The following is a 12987-nucleotide window of genomic DNA, read 5'->3' on the forward strand; positions in this document are numbered from 1 at the left end:
ATTTATAGTTGCATAATTAGTAGGTAGCTTTAATTAGTTTTTAAAAATCTTTTTCTGTCCTAATAATAGTAGTCTTATTAGGGATTTATCCTAAATATTCAGGAACATGAATTATAGTTTTCTTTATGAAATTTACCTTTCGTCGTATTAATTTGCACTTAGTCGATTTATTTTTCTTTTTTAATTTATATTAATACGTATATTCGCAACTTTTATTTTAAATGTTGCATTTACATTTAAAGTATTATAGTTTGTTTTAAACCAGATTTTAAGAAAGTTTAAAAGAATAATTAAAAGTCGTTTTTATGAGGATTGTATTTGCAATTAGTTTGCAATTAGTTTGCAATTTGGGAGTGATGTTATAAGTGTCTTTTGATTAAGTGAAAGAAGATTTTTGATAAGTAATTAAACCCCCAAATAAATTAATATATGAAAAAACTTTTATTACAAGTCGTCCTTTTTCTTTGCAGTTATTTTGCAATGGGACAAAAAACGCTGTTCACACCTACAGAATGGAGTAACCCTAACAATGAATTTTATAACAATGTCTCGAATACCAGAAAATACGAGTCTACGAATTTTGTCGTCTATTGGGGCGATAAAGTAGGTACCAATCCTGCGGCATATGCTGATGCGGCATTGCGTTTTACGCCAAAATCTGTTGCAGATACTCTTGAGCACAGTTTTAAGAGGTATATAACCGATTTAAAATTTATCAATAATGCGCCAACAACAAATTTTGGCAAGTACAAAATCATCATCATGATGATGAATACCTGGAACTCTACAGATCCGCGTTTAGAGGCATTTGCGCAGGCGAGTTCTTTTAGTAATACTATTGGCGCTATGTTCGTGCATCCTGAAGCAACCAGAGATGGCGGTGCATTATCGCATGAGTTTGCTCACACGCTGCAAATGATGATGGGTATTCAGGAAAATCCGGGTAACGGAACTGCTTTTGCCGGTTATGACTGGGCAAGTCCGTTTTATGAAGGGCATGCTAATTTTATGCGTGCTCAGGCGTATGCGAAATGGGCAGAAATCGACGGAACGTTAACCAGATGGATACAAACCCGACATTTTATGTGGTCGTCTAATCGTCATCATTACACTAATTTTCATTTGATGTATTATGTGCAGGAAAAAGAAGGTTTTGATTTTACAAGAAGAATGTGGGCAGAATCTAAAAATCAGGAACATCCTCTTGAAACCATAAAAAGACTTAAAGGATTTTCTCAGGAACAGCTTAACGATTATCTCTGGGGATATGCCCAAAGACAACCAGCATTTGATTATCCTATTCAATGGAATTCCCAAATAAACGCAACTAGTAATTTTGGAAAAACAATACGAAATACACATACACTTATAAAAAACAATATGCCTCGATATACCAGCAGGCAATATACATTATTAACAAAGGTAGAAGGTACAACAGATCAGTATTATACCAATAATGACTGGGCACCTCAGGATTACGGTATGAATATAATTCCGTTATACCCAACTTGTACCGGAACTCAGAAAAAAGTAAGTGTAAAATTTAAAGGTCACACAGAGGTTAACCCAACGCAGGCTGGATGGCGTTACGGATTTGTGACTACAAAAGCAGATGGAACTGTATCTCGTTACAGTCCAATGTATAACACAGATGGAGAAGCATCGTTTGAACTGAATTCAACTACTGAAGCAGGAATTTTTCTAGTCGTATTTTCGGCTCCAAAAGTGCATGTAAACTACAATATGGATGTTGGTTATCCAAAACAAAGAAGATATCCTTATGAACTAAAAATTGCAAATGCAACTCCTGAAGGTTTTCAACCGGCGGCTGACTTTAGAAAATTCCTTAAAACAAATGGACGTATTCATAGCAATGGCGGAGGATGGATATCGAATACTGCAAGTGTTGCAGCCTCTGTTTATGTTGGACCGTATGCAATTGTAAGACGTGGTACAATCTCAGGAAATGCGCGTATAGATGGATACGCAATGGTTGACGGAGGTACAATTTCAGGAAATGCAATTGTAAGGGATAATGCGTGTGTCTATAATGCTACTTTATCAAGTAATGCTATTGTAGAAGGAAATGCCTGGATGGAAGGTGGATCAGTAGCAAACACAGCAAATATAAAAGGAAATGCGATGTTGTTTGCCGGAAATTTTGGCGGATCTGTTGTTGTAGGCGGTGATGCAGAAATAGGAAGCTGTTCTACTGCTGGTGTTTATCTTCAGTTTCCTTACTGGAGAAACGGACGTGCAGAATGTGACGGCAAAGGCGCGAGCGATGTTTCTAATATAGATATAAATCCTGCTTTTACAAATTTTTCAGCCGCAACAATGGCTTTTAGTACGACACCTACTTGTACGGCAGCCGCAACATTAAGTGCCACAAATTCAATTCTGGATGAGCAAGTTGATTTAAGTGTTTATCCAAACCCAACATCAGGAAACATAAATATTTCGTTTATGCAAACTGAGCTTCAAAAGGTTACGATTTCATTATTTGACATAAACGGACGTAAGTTAAACGTTATTACAAACCAGACTTATGAAGTGGGCAGAATTGATATTCCGTACAATTGCAGTCAATTGGTAAAAGGAGTTTATTTGTTGCGCATTCAAACAGGAAATACGGTTGTAAATAAAACATTTATCAAGCAATAACGAGTTAGTATTTTAAGAAATCAGCCCTTTCAATTTTATTTGAAAGGGCTTTTTTTTTCGACTTTTTAATTTGAAAATATTCCACGTAAATTGAGTTCATTTTTACTTTAAGAAAAATTTAGGATTCTTTTTTTTAATTCGAAAGATTGGTGTTTAATATAATTTGTGTCTTGATATACAATAACTTAAATATTGTGACAGTTACGGGATTTTTATAGGTACATTCGATTTTTCTTATTTAGAGAGAATAAAACAACAATAATCAACGTTCTTAAACAAAACTATATTTATGGGCTTATTTGATTTTATGATAGTGGAGATAGCTATGGATTTGGGAACTGCGAATACCTTAATAATTTATGACGGAAAAATTGTAGTAGACAGTCCATCGATTGTAGCCAGAGATATTAGAAACGGAAAAATTATTGCCGTTGGTAAAGAGGCAAGTTTAATGCAAGGTAAAACACACGAGAATATTAAAACCATCCGACCACTTAAAGACGGGGTTATTGCAGATTTTGATGCCTCAGAAAAAATGATCAGCTGGTTTATAAGAAACATACCTGAAATAAAGAAAAGCTTTTTTACTCCTGCATTACGAATGGTTGTGTGTATCCCGAGTGGTATTACTGAGGTTGAAATGAGAGCTGTAAAAGAGTCTTGCGAACGTGTAAATGGTAAAGAAGTATTTTTGATTCATGAACCTATGGCTGCCGCTATTGGGATTGGTCTGGATGTTATGCTGCCAAAAGGAAATATCATAGTAGATATTGGAGGAGGAACTACAGAAATTGCCGTTATTGCTCTTGGAGGAATAATTTGTGATAAATCTATAAAAATTGCCGGAGATGTTTTTACCAATGACATTTTGTTTTACATGCGTACACAGCACAACTTGTATATTGGAGACGCTTCTGCAGAGATGATAAAAATTGAGGTTGGCGCTGCTACAGAAGAGCTGGAATATCCGCCGGAAGATATCATGGTTCGAGGAAGGGATTTGCTTACAGGTAAACCTAAAGAGGTAAGGATTACTTTTAGGGAAATTGCCAGAGCGCTCGATAAATCGATATTGCGAATTGAAGATGCAATTATGGTAACGCTTTCTATGACGCCGCCGGAACTTGCCGCAGATATTTATAATACAGGATTGTATCTTGCCGGAGGAGGAGCGATGTTGCGTGGTCTTGATAAAAGGATTTCACAAAAAACAGATTTACCCGTTTATATTGCCGAAGATCCTTTGAGAGCTGTGGTTAGAGGTACCGGTATTGTCTTAAAAGATATACCCAGATACAAAAGTGTTTTGGTAAAATAGAATAACTATTAAATTCTGGAAAATAATAAAACCCGACAGTATATTCCAAGTGTTGGACTGTCGGGTTATTTATGGAACTTGCTATAATCAGATTGTTTAAATTCAGGCAAACTTTTGGGGAAAAACTTGCGATGAAAGAAATCTGAATTATGGTTCCTATTTCGTTACTTTTAAGTTTTTTCCTAATGCAAGCATATCTCCGTTTATCTTGTTCCACTTTTTTAAGTCAGAAACAGAAACAGCATATTTTCTTGCAATACTGCCCAAAGTATCTCCTTTTTTTATGGTATAATACGTTGTTTTATCAATCGTTTTGGTGTTTTTAGAACCTGTATTTACAGCGGCAATTGCCATTGAAGTATATAAAGGTTTCTCACGCAAACCAGATTGATGAGCTGCATATGCATAGATTTTATCTTCGTTTGAAGTAAAAACAGCAATTTTATCCTGAGGCAATCTTAAATAATGGTTTTGATTGTCATAAACCGGAATTACGTTTAGTTTATAAGAAGGGTTTAGCAATTCTAATTGCGCTATTGGAATGTCGATTAAATCAGAAATTTGTTTAAAACTCATTTTCTTTTTAATCATGATTGTATCTGTGGCAAAATGTTTTACCAGCGCTTTTTCCGGCTTAATCCCATGTTCTGCATGGTATTCATAAAGATACATTGTAGCCAGAAAAGCAGGAATATAACCTTGTGTTTCTTTGGGAAGTTGTTTTCTGATGTTCCAGTAATTTCTTTGTCCGCCGGAACGGTTAATTGCTTTAGAAACATTTCCGGGTCCTGAATTATAAGCTGCTAAAACTAAATCCCAGTCACCAAAAGCTTTATACATACTCGTCATATATTTTGCGGCAGCCTCAGTCGATTTTAAGGGATCATGTCGTTCATCTACATAAGAATCGATTTTTAGTTTGTATTGTTTTCCGGTATGATACATAAACTGCCAAAGTCCGGTTGCGCCCATTTTTGAAACTGCTTTTGGATTTAAAGCTGACTCAACTACGGCTAAATACTTAATCTCTAACGGAATATTTTCTTTAGTCAATGCTTCTTCAAACAAAGGAAAATAATATTCAGAAATAGCCATTAAACGTCCAAAGGATTTTTTTCTGTATTTAAGAAACGACTTTATAACATTTTCAAGCTGTTCGTTGTATTCAATATTAAAAGGAGATTTAGAATTCATTTCGGCTAATCTCGCTTTCAGTAATTCAGTAGGCAATTCCAGATCTACTTTTTGGTCTGTAATGTTTTCAATATCAGTAGAAAAAGCATTAAAATTATCCAGACTGGTTAATTCTTTCATCCATAAACTGTCAACACGTGCAGTCATTTTATTTTTGACAAATGTCTTTTTTATAGAATCCAGGTAAAAAGTATTATTGTCTTTTACTTTAGCTACTTTGTTTTGAGCAACTGCCTGCGTAAAAAAGGGAATTAAAAATAAGATATAAAAGTAGAGTGTGATATTTTTAGTTTTCATATTTCAATAGTTAATGTGTTGTTTTATAGCTTATTACTTGCGTAAATAGCTCTTTATTAGAACGATGCAAAAGTACCATTCATTTGTCTCTACGGTAACCAGTAAAAGTTGTTATAGTGTCATAATCAGACTTTTATTACTCTGAGTTTCTTTGCTAAAACAAACAGTTATTTGGTTTTAAATAAAAATAGGAGGGATGCATCAAAATGATAAAATCGTATCATTTTGATAAAGCAGTCAAAAAATCACAAATAATGATTACCGTTTGTTAATCAGTTATATAGAAGGTTTGTAACTTAAAATTTCACGGGGATATTAGCATTGGTATGTAATTTGGCAATAGTCTTATGTGTTTCCAAACAGTAGTTATTTGGTATTATTAATAAAACCGGAAATGCGACACCTTAAATATGAAAACCCAGCAACTTACAAAAGATTTTTCTTTACCTGATTCCATCTTAGAAAAAGCAATATTAATCGAAAATCCTATATCTGAGCAATTACCTGATTTTAAGATTGAAATTACCAATTCAAGCCATATTTTTTGGCTAAAAGAAATTTGCGAAACTACGTTATCATCGGCTTTAGCGAGAGGAACTGGTATTTCTGGACGATCTGCTGAATTACTGGAAAAAAAAATGAAAAATGGAGATGCAATTATTGCTTTTTCGTCAGACGGAAAATGGGCAGGGTTTTCTTTTATCTCGTCTTGGGATAATGGACAATTTGTTTCTAATTCCGGATTGATTGTAGCGCCGCAATTCAGACATACCGGTCTTGCAAAAAATATTAAGAGAAAAATTTTTGAATTAAGCCGTCAAAAATATCCGGAAGCAAGCATATTTAGTTTAACAACTGGTCTTGCAGTAATGAAAATGAATCACGAACTTGGTTTTGAACCCGTCACATATTCTGAGTTGACCACAGACGAACTTTTCTGGGACAACTGCAAATCGTGCGTCAATTGCCCGATATTAATCAGTAAGGAAAGAAAAAACTGTTTGTGTACAGCAATGCTTTATAAGCCTAAAAAGAAGAGTTTAGATATTTTGTAAATACATATTTAATAAAAAATAAAAAATCCCATTTGTTGTAAATGGGATTCGATTCTATAAAGGCTAAAAAATTTATCTTTTGGATTGTTTAATAATTTCTTGCAATGACAGCCATTTTTCGTCTTTAATGCCCATTTTTCCGCTTTCTTGTGTATGATGTCCGGTGAAAAATAATACCGGCATTTGTTTCTGAAATTCAGGATCAGATTCTTCGTTTCCATCTCTAATTATTTGATGGTTTAAGGAACAAAACAATTCAATATTGCTTCCGTTTTTTCGTGCTATTATATTTTGAATGTCCCACGGATAACCCCAATATTTTTTTTGATTTTCGATTAGTACAGGATTAATATACAGTAAGATGCTGTCTTTTCCTGAAACTAAATTTTGATCCATAATTGTGTAATCCGCTCCATCTTCGTCACCATTTGCAACAAACATTTCAGGTTCTGGATCATGATCTAAATTTATAAACCAGCGATAAGAAAAACCATCTCCATAGTATTTTACCTTTTTTATTGTTTTGTATTCAGATGAAATCCAGTATTCGTTTCCAATTCCTAAAGTATCAATTGTGGTTTTGCAAATATAGTCAGGAACTTTATCGCCTGTAAAGTCGACACTTTCGACACTTTCAATTTTTTCTGTAATGTATTTTCTAAGTTCATTTGTGGCAGCTGTCTTTTTTGACTTTATAAAATAAACAGCAGTTTTTGATGAATCTGCGACTTTAGAAACTGTATTTTTTGCTTCTTGATTGGTGTTTTTTGGCTTTGTAGAATTGGTTTCTTGTTTTGGACTGTCTTTGCAGGAAACCAAAAGTGCCGTTAAAATTAATAGTAAAAATTTCTGTTTCATTTGAAGGTTTATAAAAATGTTTCCGGCTTTAACGGTCTCTTTTTGATGGGTTTTATATTTTTTTAGTGAATCAAAAATAACAAAAAAAGAATTAAGTTTTTGGGTAAAAAAAATCGAAAAATAAACTGTTTTAAAGTAAATGTTAAAGGAAAAAACATGATTTTTTCAGACAATACTTTTCAGGTTCGGTTATCTTTAAATAAAATTTCTGTTCTTTGCGTCTTAAATGTTTTATCAAAAAAAGGTAACTAAGTCTACGTTTTAACGACCAATTTAAAATACAATATTATTAGGTAATTTAAGTTAAGACTAATCATCGTATTTACGTTATGGACAACAAGAAGTTTATTTTAAGTTTAAAAAAAGGTAATGAGGTTTCTTTCAAAGAAGCATATCTCAACTACTACGATAAACTGATAAACATTGCCAAACGATTTGATTTTACCGTTTTAACCCCACAAGATTTTGTTCAGGAAACTTTTTTGAGACTTTATAATAAAAGAGAATTGCTTAATGAAGAAGTGTTGTTTGATAAACAATTGTTTACCATATGCAAGAACATTATTATCAATCACGTTAACCGCGAAAATAAAATAATTCAGCTTGATACCTTGCCGTTCGAAATGGAACAGGAAGATACTGAAACAGGAATTTTTGAAGAGAGAAAAGAAAAATTATATAATTTCATTAATCAACTTCCTGAACAGCAACAAAAAATATTTACTTTACATAAACTGGAAAACCTTAGCTATAAGGAGATTGCAGCAATTACAGATCTTTCTGAAAAAACTATTGCCAATCATATTTATCTCGCCAGTAAATTTATTCGAAAAAAAATCGAAGAGCATTAGGAACTTTTAGTTTCTCGTTTGTTATAGATATAAACGGAAACATAAAATGCATATTGAGTCTTATAAAACTGATGTTACTACAAAGGAGGATGCAAAATTTATTGTAGTACTTCTGCAGTTCATCATTTCTGATTGTATCATGAATTTTGATTTAGAGAATAACGATCGTGTTCTAAAAATCGAAACCAACAGGGATATTAAGGAAATGGTTTATGGTGTTTTTAATAAACAGGGATTTTATTGTCAAAAACTTTAGTATCAAAAGATATGGACGAAAATAAATTAGAAGAAGAGTTGAAAAAAATCTGGGATGAAACTCCCATTTCACATTCTGATAGCGAGAAAGAGATTTCCTGGCAGGAATTCCAGTCAAAAGCATTCTCGTCGAAAAAGCAAAAAAATAAACCATGGCGTTATTATGCAGCTGCGGCAGTATTGGTTTTTGGTCTTATTGGGACCGGACTGTATTTTAATAAATCTTCTGTAAATACTGAAATTAAGCTTACAGAAAATATAATCGAAAATACGTCTTCGGTAATAAAATACATTGCCTTACCGGATAGTTCGAAAGTAGAACTGAGTCCGAATTCTAAAATTGTCTATGCTAATAATTTTGGAAGCAACAGAAAGATTGAAGTTTTTGGAGAAGCTTATTTTAAAGTTAAAAAAGATAAAAAACACCCTTTTCAGGTTTTTTGCAATGAAACTACAACAACGGTTTTAGGAACTTCTTTTACCGTTACCGAAAATAATCGTGAAGAAGTTACGGTCGCACTTTATGAAGGAAGCGTTGAAATGACTGTAAAAGACCAGAACAAAAAATGGATATTGAAACCCGGAGAAAAATTTACATACGGCAACAATACAGCTCTGGTAACTGATTTTAACAGGTTTGTAGATTTTGAGAACGAAAAACTAAGTGTTGTAAATACTTATATCGAGTCTAATTACGGATATCATGTAACAATCCCAAAGGAATATTACAACCAGAGAATTACGGTGAGAATAAACAAAAAAGAAGATTTAAATACGATAATCGAATTAATATCAGAAATGTATAACCTAAACTATGTAGTAAATGACAATCTAAAGCAGATTACTTTTCAATAGAAAAGAAAAGGATGTCCTAGCCGCGAAACTAAACATCCTTCCCATATTCAGGATAGTATAAAACTATCTATTTAATAATATCAAAAATACAAAATTTCATGAAGCATATAATTTCAGCATGCTTTTTTTTATTCAGTTGGTGTATGTTTTCTCAAAACGTAACCGTAACGACAGACCAGACTGTAACATTAAAAGAATTTTTTAAGCAGATAGAAGGTCAAACGGATTTTAAATTTGCTTTTACGGATCAAATTAATACAAGTCAAAAATATTTTACCCAAAAACGCACCTTTACAAATACCGAAATAAAAGAAATAATCAATGAACTGAACAAGAGTGCATCGATTCAATTCTCGATTGTAGGCAATAATATCTTTGTAAAGCAAAAAACTACAAAAGCGGCATCAGCTAAAAAAAAAAACACGCTAACAGGTCAGGTTCTTGACGAAAATAGAGAACCGGTTATTGGTGCTAATGTTTTTATTAAAGAAACTTCTACCGGTGTTATAACGGATGCAAACGGATATTTTTCTATAGAACTTGATAATGGCAGTTATACTGTTGAGATTAGTTATGTTGGTTTAAAAAATAAAGAAAAGCAGATTACGATTTCTGACGATGAAAAAATGAAATTTAGCATGGAGTCAGACAGTCATGAATTAGAGCAGGTAGTTATAACAACAAGCAAGGCAGTTGATGTAAAAAATACTCAAATGAGTGTGAATAAACTTTCGATGGCTGAGATTAAAAGGCTACCGACTGCAATGGGCGAACCGGATCCTTTAAAATCATTACTGACTTTGCCGGGTGTTACAAATGCCGGCGAAGCTTCGTCAGGATTTAATGTTAGGGGAGGTGCTGCTGACCAAAATTTGATTCTTTTAGACGGTGCTCCGGTTTATGGAGATTCTCATATGTTTGGATTTTTCTCTATTTTTAATGCAGATGTCGTAAGCGGACTGGATTTATACAAAGGCGGAATTCCGTCTAAATTTGGCGGACGCGTTTCCTCGGTTCTTGATGTAAGTCAGCAAACCGGAGATCTTACGGATTATAAAGTAAGCGGAGGTATTGGTCTTATCTCAAGCCGACTTATGGTGCAAGGGCCTATAAAAAAAGATGTTGGTTCGTTTATTATTGCAGGACGTGCTTCTTATGCGCATTTATTTTTAAAACTTACAGATATCAAAAGTTCTGTTATGTTTTATGATATTAATGCCAAGTTCAATTACCGATTGGGCGCCAATAATACAATTGCTTTTTCCGGTTATATGGGAAATGATTTATTTGATATAAACAATTTTTTCAATACCACTTACGGGAATACAATGGGAACGTTTAGCTGGAAACATAAATTTTCAGACAATTTAAACACGAACCTTTCTGTTTTTTACAGCGATTATAAATTTAATCTGCAAATACCATTTCAAAAATTTGAATGGAATAGTAAAATTACCAACTACGGATTTAAATACAACTGGAATCAAACGATATCAGACAATTTTAAACTTAACTATGGTATTGATGGTTTGTATTATGATTTTAATCCGGGAACTATAAAGCCTTATGGCAGTGATTCGGCTTTTAATTACAATCAATTAGACAAAAAATATGCTTTAGAAACGTCTGCTTATCTGGATGTTGAAAATCAGATTACAGAAAAACTGAATCTTCGTTACGGTCTTCGTTACAGTATGTTTTATCGCTTAGGTAACGAAAATATCAGTACGTATGAAAACGGACAATCTGTGGTTTACAATCCTTTATATCATATTTATGAAGAAGGAACACCAACCGGAAGTAGTTATTACGGAAAAGGAAAAACCATCAGTAAATTTGATAACCTTGAACCACGATTGGCATTGTCTTATGCTTTTAATGATGAAACTTCTGTAAAGGCAAGCTACAACAGAATGGCGCAATACATTCATATGTTAGCAAATACCCGCGCTCCGTTGCCTATGACGATCTGGACACCAAGCGGACCTTTTACAAAACCACAGTTGCTGGATCAATATGCAGTAGGATATTTCAGGAATTTTAAGGAACGTGTGTACTCTTTTGAAGGTGAATTATTTTATAAAAAGATTCAAAACCGTATCGATTATATTGATGGCGCAGACTTATTAGGTAACAATAATATCGAACAGGACATCCTGAACGGAGAAGCCAGATCATATGGTATGGAGTTGTTATTTAGAAAAAATACCGGTCGTTTTACAGGATGGGTTTCGTATACTTTATCCAGAGCTGAACAAAAAACGCCTGGCAGAACTCCAGAAGAACCGGGTATCGCCAATGGTCAATGGTATTTATCAGGATACGATAAATTGCATAATCTAAATGTTACTGCAAATTATGAGTTTAATCCTAAATGGTCTTTTAATGCTAATTTCTCTTTACAATCAGGTCAGCCGGTAACATATCCAAACGGTTATTATGAATTTGGAGGAAGAAATATACCTAATTATACGTTGAGAAATGCGAACAGGCTTCCTGCATATCATCACCTGGATGTTGGCGCAACTTATACGCCTAAACCGGATAAAAAGAAAGGATGGCAAAGCTATTGGGTATTTAGTATTTATAATCTTTATAACAGGCAAAATGCTGCATCGATGACGTTCTCACAAAATGAAGATACGGGAGTCAATGAGTCCAGACAATTATCTATTTACGGATTAGTACCTGGTGTTTCTTATAATTTTAAATTTTAATAGTATGTTACGATTAAAAAAATACAATTTAAAAAGTAAAGCATTTACTTTATTTAGTCTTCTGTTTGTTTTACTTTTTTTGTCCTGCGATAAGGTTGTTGAACTTGATTTAGAAGCCGGAGATCCCAAAATAGTGATCGACGCTGAGATAATGTGGGAAAAAGGAACTGACGGCAGCCAGCAATCTATAAAAATAACAAGAATGGCACCTTATTACAGTGCCGAAGTACCAAAGGTTTCAGGAGCACAGGTAAGGGTCGAAAATATTAACGGGGATATTTTTACATTCAATGAATCTGAACCGGGCTTATATGTCTGTACGAATTTTGTTCCGGTAATTAATATGGAATATAAATTATTTGTACAAGTTGATGGACAAAGTTTAACCGCTACAGAAAAATTAGTTTCTGTATCGCCAATAGACAAAATAGAGCAGGAGTTAATGCCGGATATAACAGGACCCGATTTTATTGTAGTATCATTTTATTATAAAGATCCGGCAGATCAGGTCAATTATTATCTGACGGATTACAAAGCAGATTATCTGGGTTATCCGGAACACAATTTATCAAATGATGAATTTGTGAATGGAAATGAAATAAACGAAAAATTTGGAGGTACTGATTTAAAACCGGGAAAAATTATGGAAATAACCCATCGCGGTGTTTCCAAGAACTTTTATAATTACATGAATTTAATTTTGCAAGCGGCAAGTTCGAACCCTTTTGGTGCGGTACCGGGCAATATTAGAGGCAATATAATTAATACAACTGATACGGATAATTTTGCATTGGGCTACTTCAGGTTATACGAAGCCAATCATGTTCTCTATACAGTAAAATAAGAATTTAATTGAAGGTTGATTTGTAAATACATCTGGCATAAAACGCATGTCAGGTGTATTTTTTTTTGCCTGATAATAA

Annotated in this window: 10 protein-coding genes; 8 read left to right on the forward strand and 2 right to left on the reverse strand. The window is 33.6% G+C overall.

Translation table 11 applies throughout. The features are described 5' to 3' along the window. Window positions 1–429: 429 nt before the first annotated feature. A complete protein-coding gene (locus tag ASF10_RS17960) occupies window positions 430–2664 on the forward strand; it encodes a DUF6055 domain-containing protein (RefSeq protein ID WP_056252008.1) in 2235 nt (744 codons plus the stop codon). Between the two features lie 289 nt (window positions 2665–2953). Further along, window positions 2954–3982 carry a rod shape-determining protein gene (locus ASF10_RS17965; RefSeq protein ID WP_056252011.1) on the forward strand — a complete coding sequence of 343 codons (1029 nt, stop codon included), beginning with the start codon at window positions 2954–2956 and terminating at the stop codon, window positions 3980–3982. 156 nt (window positions 3983–4138) lie between these two features. Here ASF10_RS17965 and ASF10_RS17970 read toward each other — a convergent pair whose 3' ends face one another. Next, on the reverse strand, window positions 4139–5473 hold the full coding sequence (locus ASF10_RS17970; RefSeq protein ID WP_056252014.1) for a lytic transglycosylase domain-containing protein: 1335 nt from the start codon (window positions 5471–5473) through the stop codon (window positions 4139–4141). 410 nt (window positions 5474–5883) lie between these two features. Between ASF10_RS17970 and ASF10_RS17975 the strand changes: the two genes are divergently transcribed. Beyond that, a complete protein-coding gene (locus tag ASF10_RS17975; RefSeq protein WP_117611389.1) occupies window positions 5884–6528 on the forward strand; it encodes a GNAT family N-acetyltransferase in 645 nt (214 codons plus the stop codon). A 72-nt stretch (window positions 6529–6600) separates the two neighbouring features. Here the strand turns inward: ASF10_RS17975 and ASF10_RS17980 are convergent, their stop codons facing one another. Then, the gene (locus ASF10_RS17980; RefSeq protein ID WP_056252017.1) at window positions 6601–7386 is read right to left on the reverse strand and encodes a hypothetical protein; all 786 of its coding nucleotides are present in this window, start codon (window positions 7384–7386) and stop codon (window positions 6601–6603) included. Window positions 7387–7715: 329 nt separating this feature from the next. Here ASF10_RS17980 and ASF10_RS17985 point away from each other — a divergent pair, with 329 nt between their 5' ends. The 5 genes from ASF10_RS17985 (at window position 7716) to ASF10_RS18005 (ending at window position 12908) form a co-directional block, all read left to right on the forward strand. Beyond that, on the forward strand, window positions 7716–8237 hold the full coding sequence (locus ASF10_RS17985) for an RNA polymerase sigma factor (RefSeq protein WP_056252019.1): 522 nt from the start codon (window positions 7716–7718) through the stop codon (window positions 8235–8237). Window positions 8238–8283: 46 nt separating this feature from the next. Further along, window positions 8284–8493: a hypothetical protein gene (locus tag ASF10_RS17990; RefSeq protein ID WP_056252022.1), complete on the forward strand. Its 210-nt coding sequence runs from the start codon at window positions 8284–8286 to the stop codon at window positions 8491–8493. A gap of 11 nt (window positions 8494–8504) precedes the next feature. Next, window positions 8505–9347, forward strand: a complete 843-nt coding sequence (locus ASF10_RS17995; RefSeq protein ID WP_056252278.1) for a FecR family protein — start codon at window positions 8505–8507, stop codon at window positions 9345–9347. A 98-nt stretch (window positions 9348–9445) separates the two neighbouring features. Next, window positions 9446–12064, forward strand: coding sequence for a TonB-dependent receptor (locus ASF10_RS18000; protein WP_056252025.1), 2619 nt, complete (start codon window positions 9446–9448; stop codon window positions 12062–12064). A gap of 4 nt (window positions 12065–12068) precedes the next feature. After that, entirely contained in the window at window positions 12069–12908 is an 840-nt protein-coding gene (locus ASF10_RS18005) for a DUF4249 family protein (RefSeq protein ID WP_056252281.1), read from the forward strand. Window positions 12909–12987: the final 79 nt, after the last annotated feature.

The sequence above is a fragment of the Flavobacterium sp. Leaf82 genome, assembly GCF_001422725.1.
Lineage (GTDB): Bacteria > Bacteroidota > Bacteroidia > Flavobacteriales > Flavobacteriaceae > Flavobacterium.